This window comes from Enterobacter asburiae, assembly GCF_007035645.1.
Classification (GTDB): domain Bacteria; phylum Pseudomonadota; class Gammaproteobacteria; order Enterobacterales; family Enterobacteriaceae; genus Enterobacter; species Enterobacter asburiae_B.
In genome coordinates, this window is sequence record NZ_AP019632.1 from 200,643 (window position 1) to 219,027 (window position 18,385).

Annotated in this window: 13 protein-coding genes and 4 tRNA genes; 16 read left to right on the forward strand and 1 reads right to left on the reverse strand. The window is 53.3% G+C overall.

All coding sequences use genetic code 11. The annotated features are described in order from the left end of the window. Genes dppC through dppF form a run of 3 tightly spaced genes read left to right on the forward strand, consistent with a single transcriptional unit; the run spans nucleotide 1 to nucleotide 2,907 of the window. Complete coding sequence (gene dppC, locus FOY96_RS00905; protein ID WP_029742039.1) at nucleotides 1–903, forward strand: dipeptide ABC transporter permease DppC; 903 nt, start codon at nucleotides 1–3, stop codon at nucleotides 901–903. A gap of 10 nt (nucleotides 904–913) precedes the next feature. Continuing rightward, the gene (gene dppD / locus FOY96_RS00910) at nucleotides 914–1,897 is read left to right on the forward strand and encodes a dipeptide ABC transporter ATP-binding protein (protein ID WP_008502772.1); all 984 of its coding nucleotides are present in this window, start codon (nucleotides 914–916) and stop codon (nucleotides 1,895–1,897) included. Beyond that, nucleotides 1,894–2,907 (forward strand): dipeptide ABC transporter ATP-binding subunit DppF, encoded by a 1,014-nt coding sequence (gene dppF / locus FOY96_RS00915; RefSeq protein WP_023309965.1) that lies wholly within the window; start codon nucleotides 1,894–1,896, stop codon nucleotides 2,905–2,907. The genes dppD and dppF overlap by 4 nt, the downstream gene beginning before the upstream one ends. A gap of 44 nt (nucleotides 2,908–2,951) precedes the next feature. On the opposite strand, the gene coaA is transcribed toward dppF, so the two are convergent. Further along, on the reverse strand, nucleotides 2,952–3,902 hold the full coding sequence (gene coaA, locus FOY96_RS00920; protein ID WP_021242480.1) for a type I pantothenate kinase: 951 nt from the start codon (nucleotides 3,900–3,902) through the stop codon (nucleotides 2,952–2,954). A gap of 317 nt (nucleotides 3,903–4,219) precedes the next feature. Between coaA and FOY96_RS00925 the strand changes: the two genes are divergently transcribed. From FOY96_RS00925 to rpoC, 13 genes are all read left to right on the forward strand, one after another. Further along, nucleotides 4,220–4,295 (forward strand) — tRNA-Thr (locus FOY96_RS00925). 8 nt (nucleotides 4,296–4,303) lie between these two features. After that, nucleotides 4,304–4,388, forward strand: a tRNA-Tyr gene (locus FOY96_RS00930). Between the two features lie 117 nt (nucleotides 4,389–4,505). Then, a tRNA-Gly gene (locus tag FOY96_RS00935) sits at nucleotides 4,506–4,580 on the forward strand. A gap of 6 nt (nucleotides 4,581–4,586) precedes the next feature. After that, nucleotides 4,587–4,662 (forward strand) — tRNA-Thr (locus tag FOY96_RS00940). 118 nt (nucleotides 4,663–4,780) lie between these two features. Beyond that, nucleotides 4,781–5,965, forward strand: a complete 1,185-nt coding sequence (tuf, locus tag FOY96_RS00945; protein ID WP_023309456.1) for an elongation factor Tu — start codon at nucleotides 4,781–4,783, stop codon at nucleotides 5,963–5,965. A gap of 228 nt (nucleotides 5,966–6,193) precedes the next feature. Beyond that, nucleotides 6,194–6,577, forward strand: a complete 384-nt coding sequence (gene secE / locus FOY96_RS00950; RefSeq protein ID WP_014068449.1) for a preprotein translocase subunit SecE — start codon at nucleotides 6,194–6,196, stop codon at nucleotides 6,575–6,577. A 1-nt stretch (nucleotide 6,578) separates the two neighbouring features. After that, nucleotides 6,579–7,124, forward strand: a complete 546-nt coding sequence (gene nusG, locus FOY96_RS00955) for a transcription termination/antitermination protein NusG (RefSeq protein WP_002438628.1) — start codon at nucleotides 6,579–6,581, stop codon at nucleotides 7,122–7,124. Between the two features lie 155 nt (nucleotides 7,125–7,279). Then, entirely contained in the window at nucleotides 7,280–7,708 is a 429-nt protein-coding gene (rplK, locus tag FOY96_RS00960; protein ID WP_008503452.1) for a 50S ribosomal protein L11, read from the forward strand. 3 nt (nucleotides 7,709–7,711) lie between these two features. Then, complete coding sequence (rplA, locus tag FOY96_RS00965; protein ID WP_006810530.1) at nucleotides 7,712–8,416, forward strand: 50S ribosomal protein L1; 705 nt, start codon at nucleotides 7,712–7,714, stop codon at nucleotides 8,414–8,416. 291 nt (nucleotides 8,417–8,707) lie between these two features. Continuing rightward, on the forward strand, nucleotides 8,708–9,205 hold the full coding sequence (rplJ, locus tag FOY96_RS00970) for a 50S ribosomal protein L10 (protein ID WP_001207203.1): 498 nt from the start codon (nucleotides 8,708–8,710) through the stop codon (nucleotides 9,203–9,205). 66 nt (nucleotides 9,206–9,271) lie between these two features. Continuing rightward, nucleotides 9,272–9,637: a 50S ribosomal protein L7/L12 gene (gene rplL, locus FOY96_RS00975; RefSeq protein ID WP_006176746.1), complete on the forward strand. Its 366-nt coding sequence runs from the start codon at nucleotides 9,272–9,274 to the stop codon at nucleotides 9,635–9,637. A 319-nt stretch (nucleotides 9,638–9,956) separates the two neighbouring features. Beyond that, on the forward strand, nucleotides 9,957–13,985 hold the full coding sequence (rpoB, locus tag FOY96_RS00980) for a DNA-directed RNA polymerase subunit beta (protein ID WP_023334099.1): 4,029 nt from the start codon (nucleotides 9,957–9,959) through the stop codon (nucleotides 13,983–13,985). A gap of 76 nt (nucleotides 13,986–14,061) precedes the next feature. Next, entirely contained in the window at nucleotides 14,062–18,285 is a 4,224-nt protein-coding gene (rpoC, locus tag FOY96_RS00985) for a DNA-directed RNA polymerase subunit beta' (RefSeq protein ID WP_023309968.1), read from the forward strand. Nucleotides 18,286–18,385: the final 100 nt, after the last annotated feature.

Sequence of the window (18,385 nt, forward strand, 5' to 3'; positions counted from 1 at the left end):
ATGTCACAAGTCACTCAAAATAAAGTGGTCGCTGCACCGGTTCCTATGACGCCGCTGCAGGAATTCTGGCACTACTTCAAGCGCAATAAAGGCGCGGTGGTAGGGCTGGTGTATGTCGTAATCATGATCCTGATTGCGGTGTTTGCGAACTTCCTCGCACCGTATAACCCGGCGGACCAGTTCCGCGATGCGCTGCTCGCGCCGCCTGCGTGGCAGGATGGCGGTAGCCTGACGCACCTGCTGGGTACCGATGACGTGGGCCGCGACGTGCTGTCGCGTCTGATGTACGGCGCGCGCCTGTCGCTGCTGGTCGGCTGTCTCGTTGTTGTGCTGTCGCTGATCATGGGCGTTGTACTCGGCCTGGTTGCCGGTTACTTCGGCGGCATCGTTGATAACATCATCATGCGTATCGTCGACATCATGCTGGCGCTGCCAAGCCTGCTGCTGGCGCTGGTGCTGGTGGCGATCTTCGGCCCGTCGATAGGCAATGCCGCGCTGGCGTTGACCTTCGTGGCGCTCCCTCACTACGTGCGTTTAACCCGTGCGGCGGTGCTGGTGGAAGTGAACCGCGATTACGTCACCGCCTCTCGCGTGGCGGGTGCCGGTGCGATGCGCCAGATGTTCGTGAATATCTTCCCAAACTGCCTTGCGCCGCTGATTGTTCAGGCGTCGCTCGGTTTCTCTAACGCCATTCTTGATATGGCCGCTCTTGGCTTCCTGGGCATGGGTGCACAGCCGCCAACACCGGAGTGGGGCACCATGCTCTCCGACGTGTTGCAGTTCGCACAAAGCGCCTGGTGGGTTGTCACCTTCCCGGGTCTGGCAATTCTGCTGACGGTGCTGGCATTTAACCTGATGGGTGATGGCCTGCGTGATGCGCTTGATCCCAAACTGAAGCAGTAAGAGGCACGAGATGGCGTTATTAAATGTAGATAAATTATCGGTGCACTTCGGCGACGAAGGCACCCCGTTTCGCGCCGTGGACCGCATCAGCTACAGCGTAAATCAGGGCGAAGTGGTTGGCATTGTCGGGGAGTCCGGTTCCGGTAAGTCAGTGAGCTCACTGGCGATCATGGGGCTGATTGATTACCCGGGCCGCGTGATGGCGGAAAACCTGCAGTTCAACGGTCAGGATCTGAAGCGCATTTCTGAAAAACAGCGCCGCCAGCTGGTGGGCGCTGAAGTGGCGATGATTTTTCAGGATCCCATGACCAGCCTGAACCCTTGCTATACCGTTGGTTTCCAGATTATGGAAGCGATTAAGGTGCATCAGGGCGGGAATAAGAAAACCCGTCGTCAGCGCGCGATCGACCTGCTGAACCAGGTGGGTATTCCTGACCCGGCATCACGTCTGGACGTTTACCCGCACCAGCTCTCCGGTGGGATGAGCCAGCGCGTGATGATCGCGATGGCGATTGCCTGTCGACCAAAACTGCTGATTGCGGATGAACCGACGACGGCGCTGGATGTGACCATCCAGGCGCAAATCATCGAACTGCTGCTGGAGCTGCAGCAGAAAGAGAATATGGCGCTGGTGCTGATTACGCACGATTTGGCGCTGGTGGCCGAAGCCGCGCACAAAATCATCGTAATGTATGCCGGCCAGGTGGTCGAGACCGGGAATTCACACGATATTTTCCGCGCGCCGCGTCATCCGTATACCCAGGCGCTTTTACGCGCGCTGCCGGAGTTTGCTCAGGACAAAGCGCGTCTGGCATCGCTGCCGGGTGTGGTACCAGGTAAATATGACCGTCCGCAGGGCTGTCTGCTCAATCCGCGCTGCCCGTATGCAACGGACAAATGCCGGGCAGAAGAGCCTGAGCTGAACCAGCTTGCTGACGGCCGTCAGTCGAAATGCCACTACCCACTCGATGATGCCGGGAGGCCAACACTATGAGTACGCAACAGGCCACCACGCAACAACCGTTGTTGCAGGCCATCGATCTGAAAAAATACTACCCGGTGAAGAAGGGGCTGTTTGCCCCTGAACGCCTGGTGAAAGCGCTGGACGGCGTCTCCTTTAACCTCGAACGCGGTAAAACGCTGGCGGTGGTGGGGGAGTCAGGCTGCGGCAAATCCACGCTGGGCCGTCTGCTGACGATGATTGAAGTGCCGACCGGCGGGGAGCTCTATTATCAGGGGCAGGATCTGCTCAAGCACGATCCGCAGGCGCAGAAGCTGCGTCGCCAGAAAATCCAGATTGTGTTCCAGAACCCGTACGGTTCTTTAAACCCGCGTAAAAAAGTCGGGCAGATTCTGGAAGAGCCGCTGCTCATCAACAGTAATCTGAGCAAAGAGCAGCGCCGTGAAAAAGCGCTGGCGATGATGGCGAAGGTCGGCCTCAAAACCGAGCATTACGATCGCTATCCGCACATGTTCTCCGGCGGCCAGCGTCAGCGTATTGCGATCGCCCGCGGGCTAATGCTCGATCCGGACGTGGTGATTGCCGATGAGCCGGTCTCCGCGCTCGACGTATCCGTGCGTGCGCAGGTGCTGAACCTGATGATGGATCTCCAGCAGGAGCTGGGGCTCTCTTACGTGTTCATCTCCCACGACCTGTCGGTGGTTGAGCATATTGCCGATGAAGTGATGGTGATGTACCTGGGGCGCTGCGTGGAGAAGGGGACTAAAGACCAGATCTTTAATAACCCTCGTCACCCGTATACCCAGGCGCTGCTGTCTGCGACGCCGCGTCTGAACCCGGACGATCGTCGTGAGCGTATTAAGCTGACGGGTGAACTACCAAGCCCGCTGAATCCGCCTCCGGGATGTGCATTCAACGCCCGCTGCAGTCGCCGCTTCGGTCCGTGCACCCAGCTCCAGCCGCAGCTGAAGGATTATGGCGGCCAGCTGGTTGCCTGCTTCGCGGTCGATCAGGATGAAAATGGCGAGAAGCCACAGGCATAACGAAAAAAACCGGCGCTAAGCCGGTTTTTTTTATGTCTGCTTGATTATTTCCGCAGGCGAATCTGGTCGACGGCGTGCTTCTCGCTCTTGGTGAGGATCAGGCTTGCACGCTCGCGCGTCGGCAGGATGTTCTCTTTGAGGTTCACGTAGTTGATCTCATTCCACAGCCCTGTGGCCACGTTGATCGCTTCTTCTTCAGAAAGCTGGGCATAGTGGTGGAAATAGGAATCCGGATCAGTGAACGCCCCCTCGCGGAACTTCAGGAAGCGGTTGATGTACCAGTTTTGCAGCAGGTCTTCCGGCGCATCGACATAAATAGAGAAATCGACGAAGTCCGAGACGAATACGTGATGCGGGTCGTGAGGATAGTCCATCCCGCTTTGCAGCACGTTCAGACCTTCCAGAATCAGGATGTCCGGCTGGACCACGGTTTTATCCCCACCCGGGATGCGATCGTAGATCAGGTGCGAATAGACTGGCGCAGTCACGTGCGGCACGCCGGATTTCAGGTCAGAGACAAATTTCACCAGACGGTGCATATCATAAGAAAGCGGGAAACCTTTCTTCTTCATTAGCCCACGTTCTTTTAACACCTCGTTCGGGTGCAGGAAGCCGTCGGTGGTGATCAGCTCCACGCTGCGGTGTTCCGGCCAGCGGCTTAACAGCGCCTGCAGTACGCGCGCGGTGGTACTTTTACCCACGGCCACGCTGCCTGCGATACTAATGATATAAGGAATGCGTTGACCGTTCGTCCCGAGAAACTGCTCCAGCACGGCCTGACGGCGCAGGTTCGAGCTGATATAGAAGTTAAGCAAGCGAGAGAGGGGGAGATAAATTTCTGCCACCTCTTCCAGGGACAGATCTTCGTTTATCCCTTTTAACCGTGCGATTTCACCTTCCGTCAGCGTCATAGGGACGGAATCACGCAGGGCAGCCCACTGGCTGCGGTTAAAGTGAAGATAAGGCGTCATTAACGTTTGCTCTTTTTTGCTCATAAGCATGCTTCAGTGAGCCAGCATCACACTGCCGGATTATGGCTCATCACACAGTTAATTTTGGACAATGGGCAGGAGGTTAACACCAGATGACGGGAATAATAAGAAAAAAGATGGAAAGCGCTGCGTAACGCGGAAGCCGTCACGCTACGGTGAATACGGTGCAAATCACGATGATATGTTGAATATTTAACCTCAAATGACTACTTTTACAGCGTCCGATACGCTGTTCGCATAAAATGTGAGCGAAAGAACGTTTTATGCAAATTTTTAGTTGCATGACCGCGCAGGTATCCATAGAATGCGCGCTACTTGATGCCGACTTAGCTCAGTAGGTAGAGCAACTGACTTGTAATCAGTAGGTCACCAGTTCGATTCCGGTAGTCGGCACCATCAAGTCCGGTGGGGTTCCCGAGCGGCCAAAGGGAGCAGACTGTAAATCTGCCGTCACAGACTTCGAAGGTTCGAATCCTTCCCCCACCACCACTTTCTGGCAGCGTAAATGCCGCCGGAGCTGGTTGGAAAAATTAGCCAGCTCAAACTGAAAAAGAGAGAAATCTCTTTTTTTGTTACAGAAAGAACTGGGTAGCCGAGTTTCAGGATGCGGGCATCGTATAATGGCTATTACCTCAGCCTTCCAAGCTGATGATGCGGGTTCGATTCCCGCTGCCCGCTCCAATACGTGCTGATATGGCTCAGTTGGTAGAGCGCACCCTTGGTAAGGGTGAGGTCCCCAGTTCGACTCTGGGTATCAGCACCACTTCACTTCTCCTTCCCGTTTCTCTCTGTTTCAATTTTACTGTATTCAACAATTCAGGCATTTCGCCTGGTTGATGTGGTGATATCACCGATTTATCCGTGTCTTAGAGGGACAATCGATGTCTAAAGAAAAGTTTGAACGTACAAAACCGCACGTTAACGTCGGTACTATCGGCCACGTTGACCATGGTAAAACAACGCTGACCGCTGCAATCACTACCGTTCTGGCAAAAACCTACGGTGGTTCTGCTCGTGCATTCGACCAGATCGATAACGCACCAGAAGAAAAAGCTCGTGGTATCACCATCAACACCTCTCACGTTGAGTACGACACCCCGACTCGCCACTACGCACACGTAGACTGCCCAGGCCACGCCGACTATGTTAAAAACATGATCACCGGTGCTGCGCAGATGGACGGCGCGATCCTGGTTGTTGCTGCGACTGACGGCCCAATGCCTCAGACTCGTGAGCACATCCTGCTGGGTCGTCAGGTAGGCGTTCCTTTCATCATCGTGTTCCTGAACAAATGCGACATGGTTGATGACGAAGAGCTGCTGGAACTGGTAGAGATGGAAGTTCGTGAACTGCTGTCTCAGTACGATTTCCCGGGCGACGATACCCCAATCGTTCGTGGTTCTGCTCTGAAAGCGCTGGAAGGCGACGCAGAGTGGGAAGCGAAAATCATCGAACTGGCTGGCTTCCTGGATTCTTACATCCCAGAACCAGAGCGTGCGATTGACAAGCCATTCCTGCTGCCAATCGAAGACGTATTCTCCATCTCCGGTCGTGGTACCGTTGTTACCGGTCGTGTAGAGCGCGGTATCATCAAAGTTGGCGAAGAAGTTGAAATCGTTGGTATCAAAGAGACTGCGAAGTCTACCTGTACTGGCGTTGAAATGTTCCGCAAACTGCTGGACGAAGGCCGTGCTGGTGAGAACGTTGGTGTTCTGCTGCGTGGTATCAAACGTGAAGAAATCGAACGTGGTCAGGTTCTGGCGAAGCCAGGCTCAATCAAGCCACACACCAAGTTCGAATCTGAAGTGTACATCCTGTCCAAAGACGAAGGCGGCCGTCATACTCCGTTCTTCAAAGGCTACCGTCCACAGTTCTACTTCCGTACAACTGACGTGACCGGTACCATCGAACTGCCAGAAGGCGTTGAGATGGTAATGCCAGGCGACAACATCAAGATGGTTGTGACTCTGATCCACCCAATCGCGATGGACGACGGTCTGCGTTTCGCAATCCGTGAAGGTGGCCGTACCGTTGGCGCGGGCGTGGTTGCTAAAGTTCTCGGCTAATCGCTGATAACATTTGACGCAATGCGCATGAAAAGGGCATCATTTGATGCCCTTTTTGCACGCTTTCACATCAGAACCTGGCTCATCAGTGATTATTTTTGTCATAATCATTGCTGAGACAGGCTCTGCAGAGAGCGTATAATCCATAAAGGGATTAGCGTTTCGATTTGGCTCGCCTCGCAATCGCGGGGTGAAATTATTTGTAGAATTCTTCTGACAGGTTGGTTTATGAGTGCGAATACCGAAGCTCAAGGGAGCGGGCGCGGCCTGGAAGCGATGAAGTGGGTCGCTGTTGCCGTGCTGCTGATTGTGGCAATCGTTGGCAACTATCTTTATCGTGACATGATGCTGCCGCTCCGCGCGCTGGCAGTGGTGATTCTGATTGCTGCAGCGGGCGGTGTCGCGCTGTTGACGACTAAGGGTAAAGCAACCGTTGCTTTCGCTCGCGAAGCACGTACCGAAGTCCGCAAGGTCATTTGGCCGACTCGCCAGGAAACATTGCACACCACGCTGATCGTGGCTGCAGTGACTGCGGTAATGTCACTGATCCTGTGGGGACTGGATGGTATTCTGGTTCGCCTGGTTTCCTTTATTACTGGCCTGAGGTTCTAAGATGTCTGAAGCCCCTAAAAAGCGTTGGTACGTCGTTCAGGCGTTTTCCGGTTTTGAAGGCCGCGTAGCAACGTCGCTGCGTGAGCATATCAAATTACACAACATGGAAGAGTTATTTGGCGAAGTTATGGTTCCGACCGAAGAAGTGGTTGAGATCCGTGGCGGCCAACGTCGCAAAAGCGAGCGTAAATTCTTCCCGGGTTACGTGCTGGTTCAGATGGTGATGAACGACGCGAGCTGGCACCTGGTGCGCAGCGTACCGCGCGTGATGGGCTTTATCGGCGGCACGTCTGACCGTCCGGCGCCAATCAGCGACAAAGAAGTTGATGCGATTATGAACCGCCTGCAGCAGGTGGGTGATAAGCCGCGTCCGAAAACGCTGTTTGAACCGGGTGAAATGGTTCGTGTTAGCGACGGTCCGTTTGCTGACTTTAACGGTGTGGTTGAAGAAGTGGACTACGAGAAGTCCCGCCTGAAAGTTTCTGTTTCTATCTTCGGTCGTGCGACCCCGGTAGAACTGGACTTTGCGCAGGTCGAAAAAGCCTAAGCAGCGATCAAAAAAGCGGCGATTTAATCGTTGCACAGGGCGCGAGATTGGAATACAATTTCGCGCCTTTTGTTTTTATGGGCCCGGCCCGTAAAACGAATTTTATTCACGGGGAGCCTCCCTGAGGCGCTATCACCCAATCAGAGGATTTTACAATGGCTAAGAAAGTACAAGCCTACGTCAAGCTGCAGGTTGCAGCTGGTATGGCGAACCCAAGTCCACCAGTTGGTCCAGCTCTGGGTCAGCAGGGTGTGAACATCATGGAATTCTGTAAAGCGTTCAACGCCAAAACCGAATCCCTGGAAAAAGGTCTGCCAATCCCAGTCGTAATCACTGTTTACGCTGACCGTTCTTTCACTTTCGTTACCAAAACCCCTCCAGCAGCTGTTCTGCTGAAGAAAGCGGCTGGTATCAAGTCTGGTTCCGGTAAACCGAACAAAGACAAAGTGGGTAAAATTTCCCGCGCTCAGCTGCAGGAAATCGCGCAGACCAAAGCTGCCGACATGACTGGTGCCGACATTGAAGCGATGACTCGCTCAATCGAAGGTACTGCACGTTCCATGGGCCTGGTAGTGGAGGACTAAGAAATGGCTAAACTGACCAAGCGCATGTCCGTGATCCGTGACAAAGTTGATGCGACCAAACAGTACGACATCAACGAAGCTATCGCTCTGCTGAAAGAACTGGCAACTGCTAAGTTCGTTGAAAGCGTTGACGTTGCCGTTAACCTCGGCATCGACGCGCGTAAATCCGATCAGAACGTTCGTGGCGCAACTGTACTGCCACACGGTACTGGCCGTTCCGTTCGCGTAGCTGTATTTGCTCAGGGTGCAAACGCTGAAGCTGCTAAAGCTGCCGGCGCTGAACTGGTAGGTATGGAAGATCTGGCTGATCAGATCAAGAAAGGCGAAATGAACTTTGACGTTGTTATTGCTTCTCCAGATGCAATGCGCGTTGTTGGCCAGCTGGGCCAGGTTCTGGGTCCACGCGGCCTGATGCCTAACCCGAAAGTCGGTACTGTAACTCCTAACGTTGCTGAAGCGGTTAAGAACGCTAAAGCAGGTCAGGTTCGTTATCGTAACGACAAAAACGGCATCATCCACACCACCATCGGTAAAGTGGACTTTGACGCTGACAAACTGAAAGAAAACCTGGAAGCTCTGCTGGTTGCGCTGAAAAAAGCAAAGCCAACTCAGGCGAAAGGCGTGTACATCAAGAAAGTTAGCATCTCCACCACCATGGGTGCAGGTGTTGCAGTTGACCAGGCTGGCCTGAGCGCTGCTGCAAACTAATGCCTTTACGTGGGCGGTGATTTTGTCTACAATCTTACCCCCACGTTTGCTAACGAAAGTTAGCGGCTAAAAGATTTGTTCGTTGGAGCCTGGCCTAATCCAGGCCTCCGTCGAAGACCGCAGGTGTTTCGCAAGAGACTTAATCCCCTGCGTAGACGGTGACAGAACGCTAAGATTATTTTTGGATACTCTGGCTTGTTTCTGCTCACCGTATTAAGACGCTCTTTCCGTTTGGGAGAGTGAAGTGAGTTCCGGAACATGAGTTCCGGCAAACATCCAGGAGCAAAGCTAATGGCTTTAAATCTTCAAGACAAACAAGCGATTGTTGCTGAAGTCAGCGAAGTAGCCAAAGGCGCGCTGTCTGCAGTAGTTGCGGATTCCCGTGGCGTTACTGTAGACAAAATGACTGAACTGCGTAAAGCAGGTCGTGAAGCTGGCGTATACATGCGTGTTGTTCGTAACACCCTGCTGCGTCGCGTAGTTGAAGGTACTCAGTTCGAGTGCCTGAAAGACACGTTTGTTGGTCCGACCCTGATTGCATACTCTATGGAACACCCGGGCGCTGCTGCTCGTCTGTTCAAAGAGTTCGCGAAAGCGAATGCAAAATTTGAGGTCAAAGCTGCAGCCTTTGAAGGTGAGTTGATCCCGGCATCGCAAATCGATCGCCTGGCAACCCTGCCGACCTACGAAGAAGCAATTGCACGCCTGATGGCAACCATGAAAGAAGCTTCGGCTGGCAAACTGGTTCGCACTCTGGCTGCTGTTCGCGATGCGAAAGAAGCTGCTTAATCGCAGTTATCTTTATAAAGCATTTGCTTACGTATAAACTTATTCTGATTTTCAGGAACAATTTAAATGTCTATCACTAAAGATCAAATCATTGAAGCAGTTGCAGCTATGTCCGTAATGGACGTTGTAGAACTGATTTCTGCAATGGAAGAAAAATTCGGTGTTTCTGCTGCTGCTGCTGTAGCTGTAGCTGCGGGCCCGGCTGAAGCTGCTGAAGAAAAAACTGAATTCGACGTAATTCTGAAAGCTGCTGGCGCTAACAAAGTTGCTGTTATCAAAGCAGTACGTGGCGCAACTGGCCTGGGTCTGAAAGAAGCTAAAGACCTGGTAGAATCTGCTCCAGCTGCGCTGAAAGAAGGCGTGAGCAAAGACGACGCAGAAGCACTGAAAAAATCTCTGGAAGAAGCTGGCGCTGAAGTTGAAGTTAAATAAGCCAACTTTTCTGGTTGCAGCCTGAGTAATTAGGCTGATGGCTGGTGACTTTTTAGTCACCAGCCTTTTTGCGCTGTAAGGCATCAGTAGCATTTCACACTGTTTGACTGCTGATTGTCCTGACAATGCATGTTTCTATCGACGACTTAATATATTGCGACAGGGTGCTCGCTCTGTGTAAATCGCGACGAAATGATTTAAGCGTGATAGCAACAGGTATTGCGGAAAGTATTCAATTTTCCGGTCCACAAAATGGTGTTGCACAAACTGTCCCTTCGTCGGACAGATGGGTCGACTTGTCAGCGAGCTGAGGAACCCTATGGTTTACTCCTATACCGAGAAAAAACGTATTCGTAAGGATTTTGGTAAACGTCCACAAGTTCTGGACATTCCATATCTCCTTTCTATCCAGCTTGACTCGTTCCAGAAGTTTATCGAGCAAGATCCTGAAGGGCAGTACGGTCTGGAAGCAGCCTTCCGCTCCGTGTTCCCGATTCAGAGCTACAGCGGTAACTCCGAGCTGCAGTACGTCAGCTACCGCCTTGGCGAACCGGTGTTTGACGTTCAGGAATGTCAGATCCGTGGCGTGACCTATTCCGCACCGCTGCGCGTAAAACTGCGTCTGGTGATCTACGAGCGCGAAGCGCCGGAAGGCACCGTAAAAGACATTAAAGAACAAGAAGTCTACATGGGTGAAATTCCACTCATGACAGACAACGGTACTTTCGTTATCAACGGTACTGAGCGTGTTATCGTTTCCCAGCTGCATCGTAGCCCGGGCGTCTTCTTCGACAGCGATAAAGGTAAAACACACTCTTCCGGTAAAGTACTGTATAACGCACGCATCATTCCTTACCGTGGTTCATGGCTGGACTTTGAGTTCGATCCGAAAGACAACCTGTTTGTCCGTATCGACCGTCGTCGTAAGCTGCCTGCAACCATCATTCTGCGTGCGCTGCAATACACCACTGAACAGATCCTGGACCTGTTCTTTGAGAAAGTGATCTTTGAAATCCGCGACAACAAGCTGCAGATGGAGCTGGTGCCGGAACGTCTGCGTGGCGAGACCGCGTCGTTCGACATCGAAGCCGACGGCAAAGTGTATGTGGAAAAAGGTCGCCGTATCACCGCGCGCCACATCCGCCAGCTGGAAAAAGATGATATCAAACTCATCGAAGTTCCGGTTGAGTACATTGCAGGAAAAGTAGCCGCGAAAGATTACGTTGATGAGTCAACGGGTGAGCTGATCTGCCCAGCGAACATGGAGCTGAGCCTGGATCTGCTGGCTAAGCTGAGCCAGTCTGGTCACAAACGTATCGAAACGCTGTTCACCAACGATCTGGACCACGGCGCGTATATTTCTGAAACTATTCGCGTCGACCCAACCACCGATCGTCTGAGCGCGCTGGTAGAAATCTACCGCATGATGCGTCCTGGTGAGCCACCAACTCGCGAAGCGGCGGAAAGCCTGTTCGAGAACCTGTTCTTCTCCGAAGACCGCTACGATCTGTCCGCGGTTGGTCGTATGAAGTTCAACCGTTCTCTGCTGCGCGACGAAATCGAAGGTTCCGGTATCCTGAGCAAAGACGACATCATCGAAGTGATGAAGAAGCTCATCGATATCCGTAACGGTAAAGGCGAAGTGGACGATATCGACCACCTCGGCAACCGTCGTATCCGTTCCGTAGGCGAAATGGCGGAAAACCAATTCCGCGTTGGCCTGGTACGTGTAGAGCGTGCGGTGAAAGAGCGTCTGTCTCTGGGCGATCTGGATACCCTGATGCCTCAGGATATGATCAACGCCAAGCCGATTTCTGCAGCAGTGAAAGAGTTCTTCGGTTCCAGCCAGCTGTCTCAGTTCATGGACCAGAACAACCCGCTGTCTGAGATTACGCACAAACGTCGTATCTCTGCACTCGGCCCAGGCGGTCTGACCCGTGAACGCGCAGGCTTTGAAGTTCGAGACGTACACCCGACGCACTACGGTCGCGTATGTCCAATCGAAACGCCTGAAGGTCCAAACATCGGTCTGATCAACTCCCTGTCCGTGTACGCACAGACTAACGAATACGGTTTCCTCGAGACCCCGTACCGTAAAGTGACCGACGGTGTTGTAACCGACGAAATTCACTACCTGTCTGCTATCGAAGAAGGCAACTACGTTATCGCTCAGGCGAACTCCAACCTGGATGACGAAGGCCACTTTGTAGAAGATCTGGTTACCTGCCGTAGCAAAGGCGAATCCAGCTTGTTCAGTCGCGACCAGGTTGACTACATGGACGTATCCACCCAGCAGGTGGTATCCGTCGGTGCGTCCCTGATCCCGTTCCTGGAACACGATGACGCCAACCGTGCATTGATGGGTGCGAACATGCAACGTCAGGCCGTTCCAACTCTGCGCGCTGATAAGCCGCTGGTTGGTACCGGTATGGAACGTGCTGTTGCCGTTGACTCCGGTGTTACTGCAGTTGCTAAACGTGGCGGTACTGTTCAGTACGTCGATGCATCCCGTATCGTTATCAAAGTTAACGAAGACGAGATGTATCCGGGCGAAGCTGGTATCGATATTTATAACCTGACCAAATACACCCGTTCTAACCAGAACACCTGTATCAACCAGATGCCTTGCGTATCTCTGGGTGAGCCAGTTGAGCGCGGCGACGTGCTGGCAGACGGTCCGTCCACCGACCTCGGTGAACTGGCGCTCGGTCAGAACATGCGCGTAGCGTTCATGCCGTGGAACGGTTACAACTTCGAAGACTCCATCCTCGTCTCCGAGCGTGTGGTTCAGGAAGATCGTTTCACCACCATCCACATTCAGGAACTGGCATGTGTGTCCCGTGACACCAAGCTGGGGCCAGAAGAGATCACCGCTGACATCCCTAACGTGGGTGAAGCTGCGCTCTCCAAACTGGATGAATCCGGTATCGTTTACATCGGTGCGGAAGTGACCGGCGGCGACATTCTGGTTGGTAAGGTTACGCCGAAAGGTGAAACCCAGCTGACGCCAGAAGAGAAACTGCTGCGTGCAATCTTCGGTGAGAAAGCGTCTGACGTTAAAGACTCTTCTCTGCGCGTACCAAACGGTGTTTCCGGTACGGTTATCGACGTTCAGGTCTTCACCCGTGATGGCGTTGAGAAAGATAAGCGTGCGCTGGAAATCGAAGAGATGCAGCTCAAACAGGCTAAGAAAGACCTGTCTGAAGAACTGCAGATCCTCGAAGCGGGTCTGTTCAGCCGTATCTATGCGGTGCTGGTTGCCGGTGGCGTTGAAGCTGAGAAGCTCGACAAACTGCCACGCGATCGCTGGCTGGAACTGGGCCTGACCGACGAAGAGAAACAAAATCAGCTGGAACAGCTGGCTGAGCAGTATGACGAACTGAAACACGAGTTCGAGAAAAAACTCGAAGCGAAACGCCGCAAAATCACTCAGGGCGACGATCTGGCACCAGGCGTGCTGAAGATTGTTAAGGTGTATCTGGCCGTTAAACGTCAGATCCAGCCTGGTGATAAGATGGCAGGTCGTCACGGTAACAAGGGTGTTATCTCTAAGATCAATCCGATCGAAGATATGCCGCACGATGCTAACGGTACGCCGGTAGATATCGTACTGAACCCACTGGGCGTACCGTCTCGTATGAACATCGGTCAGATCCTGGAAACTCACCTGGGTATGGCTGCGAAAGGTATTGGCGACAAGATTAACGCCATGCTGAAGCAGCAGGAAGAAGTCGCGAAACTGCGTGAATTCATCCAGCGTGCCTACGATCTGGGTACCGACGTGCGTCAGAAAGTCGACCTGAATACCTTCAGCGATGAAGAAGTGCTGCGCCTGGCTGAGAACCTGAAAAAAGGTATGCCAATCGCAACGCCGGTCTTCGACGGCGCGAAAGAAGCTGAAATTAAAGAGCTGCTGCAACTGGGTGGTCTGCCAACGTCTGGTCAGATTACGCTGTTTGACGGCCGTACCGGTGAACAGTTCGAGCGTCCGGTAACCGTAGGTTACATGTACATGCTGAAACTGAACCACCTGGTCGACGACAAGATGCACGCTCGTTCTACCGGTTCTTACAGCCTGGTTACTCAGCAGCCGCTGGGTGGTAAGGCGCAGTTCGGTGGTCAGCGCTTCGGGGAGATGGAAGTGTGGGCGCTGGAAGCATACGGCGCGGCATACACCCTGCAGGAAATGCTCACCGTTAAGTCTGATGACGTGAACGGTCGTACCAAGATGTATAAAAACATCGTGGACGGCAACCATCAGATGGAGCCGGGCATGCCAGAATCCTTCAACGTACTGTTGAAAGAGATTCGTTCGCTGGGTATCAACATCGAACTGGAAGACGAGTAATTCTCGCTCAAACAGGTCACTGGTGCCGGGTTAACCCCCGGCACCAGATTGTGCTAACTCCGACGGGAGCAAATCCGTGAAAGATTTATTAAAGTTTCTGAAAGCGCAGACTAAAACCGAAGAGTTTGATGCGATCAAAATTGCTCTGGCTTCGCCAGACATGATCCGTTCATGGTCATTCGGTGAAGTTAAAAAGCCGGAAACCATCAACTACCGTACGTTCAAACCTGAGCGTGACGGCCTTTTCTGTGCGCGTATTTTCGGGCCAGTAAAAGATTACGAGTGCCTGTGCGGTAAGTACAAGCGCCTGAAACACCGTGGTGTGATCTGTGAGAAGTGCGGCGTTGAAGTGACCCAGACCAAAGTGCGTCGTGAGCGCATGGGCCACATCGAGCTGGCGTCTCCGACCGCTCACATCTGGTTCCTGAAATCTCTGCCGTCCCGTATCGGTCTGCTGCTGGATATGCCGCTGCGCGATATCGAACGCGTTCTGTACTTCGAATCTTATGTGGTTATCGAAGGCGGGATGACGAACCTGGAACGTCATCAGATCCTGACTGAAGAGCAGTATCTGGACGCGCTGGAAGAGTTCGGTGACGAATTCGACGCGAAGATGGGTGCGGAAGCTATTCAGGCCCTGCTGAAGAGCATGGATCTGGAGCAAGAGTGCGAGCAGCTGCGTGAAGAGCTGAACGAAACCAACTCCGAAACCAAACGTAAAAAGCTGACCAAGCGTATCAAACTGCTGGAAGCGTTCGTTCAGTCTGGTAACAAACCAGAGTGGATGATCCTGACCGTTCTGCCGGTTCTGCCGCCAGATCTGCGTCCACTGGTTCCGCTGGATGGTGGTCGTTTCGCAACGTCCGATCTGAACGATCTGTATCGTCGCGTTATCAACCGTAACAACCGTCTGAAACGTCTGCTGGATCTGGCTGCGCCGGACATCATCGTACGCAACGAAAAACGTATGCTGCAGGAAGCGGTTGACGCCCTGCTGGATAACGGCCGTCGCGGTCGTGCGATCACCGGTTCTAACAAACGTCCTCTGAAATCTTTGGCCGACATGATCAAAGGTAAACAGGGTCGTTTCCGTCAGAACCTGCTCGGTAAGCGTGTTGACTACTCCGGTCGTTCTGTAATCACCGTAGGTCCATACCTGCGTCTGCATCAGTGCGGTCTGCCGAAGAAAATGGCACTGGAGCTGTTCAAACCGTTCATCTACGGCAAGCTGGAACTGCGTGGCCTGGCCACCACCATCAAAGCCGCTAAGAAAATGGTTGAGCGTGAAGAAGCTGTCGTTTGGGATATCCTGGACGAAGTTATCCGCGAACACCCGGTACTGCTGAACCGTGCACCAACTCTGCACCGTTTGGGTATCCAGGCATTTGAGCCAGTCCTGATCGAAGGTAAAGCTATCCAGCTGCACCCGCTGGTTTGTGCGGCATATAACGCCGACTTCGATGGTGACCAGATGGCTGTTCACGTACCGCTGACGCTGGAAGCCCAGCTCGAAGCGCGTGCGCTGATGATGTCTACCAACAACATCCTGTCCCCAGCGAACGGTGAACCTATCATCGTTCCTTCTCAGGACGTTGTATTGGGTCTGTACTACATGACCCGTGACTGTGTTAACGCCAAAGGCGAAGGCATGGTGCTGACTGGCCCGAAAGAAGCTGAGCGTATTTATCGCGCTGGCCTGGCCTCTCTGCATGCGCGCGTTAAAGTGCGTATCACCGAATATGAAAAAGATGAAAACGGCGAATTCGTTGCGAAAACCAGCCTGAAAGACACGACCGTTGGCCGTGCCATTCTGTGGATGATCGTACCGAAAGGTCTGCCTTTCTCCATCGTCAACCAGGCGCTGGGCAAGAAAGCGATCTCCAAAATGCTGAACACCTGTTACCGCATTCTGGGTCTGAAGCCGACCGTTATCTTCGCTGACCAGACAATGTATACCGGCTTTGCTTATGCAGCGCGTTCAGGTGCATCTGTTGGTATCGATGACATGGTCATCCCAGAGAAGAAACACGAGATCATCTCTGAAGCGGAAGCCGAAGTTGCTGAGATCCAGGAGCAGTTCCAGTCTGGTCTGGTAACCGCGGGCGAACGCTATAACAAAGTTATCGATATCTGGGCAGCGGCGAACGATCGTGTATCCAAAGCGATGATGGATAACCTGCAGACCGAAACCGTGATTAACCGTGACGGCGTAGAAGAGCAGCAGGTTTCCTTCAACAGCATCTACATGATGGCCGACTCCGGTGCGCGTGGTTCCGCAGCACAGATTCGTCAGCTGGCAGGTATGCGTGGTCTGATGGCGAAGCCAGATGGCTCCATCATCGAAACGCCAATCACCGCGAACTTCCGTGAAGGTCTGAACGTACTCCAGTACTTCATCTCCACCCACGGTGCTCGTAAGGGTCTGGCGGATACCGCACTGAAAACAGCGAACTCCGGTTATCTTACGCGTCGTCTGGTTGACGTTGCTCAGGATCTGGTTGTGACCGAAGACGATTGTGGCACCCTCGAAGGTATCACCATGACCCCGGTTATCGAGGGTGGTGATGTTAAAGAGCCACTGCGCGATCGCGTTCTGGGTCGTGTAACCGCGGAAGACATTCTGAAGCCGGGTACTGCAGACATTCTGGTTCCACGCAACACGCTGCTGCACGAGCACTGGTGTGACCTGCTGGAAGCGAACTCTGTTGACTCCGTGAAAGTACGTTCCGTTGTATCCTGTGACACCGACTTTGGTGTATGTGCGCACTGCTACGGTCGTGACCTGGCGCGTGGCCACATCATCAACAAAGGTGAAGCAATCGGCGTTATCGCGGCACAGTCCATCGGTGAGCCGGGTACACAGCTGACGATGCGTACGTTCCACATCGGTGGTGCGGCATCACGTGCGGCTGCTGAATCCAGCATCCAGGTGAAAAACAAAGGTAGCATCAAGCTCAGCAACGCGAAGTCTGTTGTTAACTCCGCTGGCAAGCTGGTTGTGACCTCTCGTAACACCGAGCTGAAGCTGATCGACGAATTCGGTCGTACCAAAGAGAGCTATAAAGTGCCTTACGGTGCGGTTATGGCGAAAGGTGATGGCGAGCAGGTTGCTGGCGGTGAAACCGTTGCAAACTGGGATCCACACACCATGCCGGTTATCACCGAAGTAAGTGGTTTCATCCGCTTCACTGACATGATCGACGGCCAGACCATTACTCGTCAGACCGACGAGCTGACCGGTCTGTCTTCTCTGGTGGTTCTGGATTCTGCTGAACGTACTACCGGTGGTAAAGATCTGCGTCCTGCACTGAAAATCGTTGATGCTCAGGGTAACGACGTTCTGATCCCTGGTACCGACATGCCTGCGCAGTACTTCCTGCCGGGTAAAGCGATCGTTCAGCTGGAAGATGGCATTCAGATCGGTGCGGGTGATGCTCTGGCACGTATTCCACAGGAATCCAGCGGTACCAAGGATATCACCGGTGGTCTGCCACGCGTTGCGGACCTGTTCGAAGCACGTCGTCCGAAAGAGCCTGCAATCCTGGCTGAAATCAGCGGTATCATCTCCTTCGGTAAAGAGACCAAAGGGAAACGCCGTCTGGTTATCACTCCAGTAGATGGCAGCGAACCGTACGAAGAGATGATTCCTAAGTGGCGTCAGCTCAACGTGTTCGAAGGTGAACGTGTAGAACGTGGTGATGTGGTTTCCGATGGTCCAGAAGCTCCGCACGACATTCTGCGTCTTCGTGGCGTACACGCGGTAACGCGTTACATCACCAACGAAGTACAGGACGTTTACCGTCTGCAGGGCGTTAAGATTAACGATAAGCACATCGAAGTTATCGTTCGTCAGATGCTGCGTAAAGCAACCATCGAAAACGCAGGCAGCTCCGAGTTCCTGGAAGGCGAGCAGGTTGAATACTCACGCGTCAAGATCGCTAACCGCGAACTGGAAGCGAACGGCAAAATCGGTGCGACCTTCTCGCGCGATCTGCTGGGTATCACCAAAGCGTCTCTGGCAACCGAGTCCTTCATCTCTGCAGCATCGTTCCAGGAAACGACTCGTGTCCTGACCGAAGCCGCTGTTGCAGGTAAACGTGATGAACTGCGCGGTCTGAAAGAGAACGTCATCGTGGGTCGTCTGATCCCGGCGGGTACCGGTTATGCGTACCACCAGGATCGTATGCGTCGTCGTGCTGCGGGCGAACTGCCAGCTGCACCGCAGGTAACTGCTGAAGATGCATCCGCGAGCCTGGCAGAACTGCTGAACGCAGGTCTGGGCGGTTCCGACAACGAGTAATCGTTGATGCCCGGTGATGAGCATTACCGGGCATGTGCCTCGTAGGTCGGGTAAGCTCAGTGCCACCCGACAATAAAAAACCCGCCTCGGCGGGTTTTTT

Bases quoted from the DNA above. Each gene is read 5' to 3' on its own strand.
- dppC (WP_029742039.1), top strand. From the start codon at position 1: ATGTCACAAGTCACTCAAAATAAAGTGGTCGCTGCACCGGTTCCTATG.
- dppD (WP_008502772.1), top strand. From the start codon at position 914: ATGGCGTTATTAAATGTAGATAAATTATCGGTGCACTTCGGCGACGAA.
- dppF (WP_023309965.1), top strand. From the start codon at position 1,894: ATGAGTACGCAACAGGCCACCACGCAACAACCGTTGTTGCAGGCCATC.
- coaA (WP_021242480.1), bottom strand. From the start codon at position 3,902: ATGAGCAAAAAAGAGCAAACGTTAATGACGCCTTATCTTCACTTTAAC.
- tuf (WP_023309456.1), top strand. From the start codon at position 4,781: ATGTCTAAAGAAAAGTTTGAACGTACAAAACCGCACGTTAACGTCGGT.
- secE (WP_014068449.1), top strand. From the start codon at position 6,194: ATGAGTGCGAATACCGAAGCTCAAGGGAGCGGGCGCGGCCTGGAAGCG.
- nusG (WP_002438628.1), top strand. From the start codon at position 6,579: ATGTCTGAAGCCCCTAAAAAGCGTTGGTACGTCGTTCAGGCGTTTTCC.
- rplK (WP_008503452.1), top strand. From the start codon at position 7,280: ATGGCTAAGAAAGTACAAGCCTACGTCAAGCTGCAGGTTGCAGCTGGT.
- rplA (WP_006810530.1), top strand. From the start codon at position 7,712: ATGGCTAAACTGACCAAGCGCATGTCCGTGATCCGTGACAAAGTTGAT.
- rplJ (WP_001207203.1), top strand. From the start codon at position 8,708: ATGGCTTTAAATCTTCAAGACAAACAAGCGATTGTTGCTGAAGTCAGC.
- rplL (WP_006176746.1), top strand. From the start codon at position 9,272: ATGTCTATCACTAAAGATCAAATCATTGAAGCAGTTGCAGCTATGTCC.
- rpoB (WP_023334099.1), top strand. From the start codon at position 9,957: ATGGTTTACTCCTATACCGAGAAAAAACGTATTCGTAAGGATTTTGGT.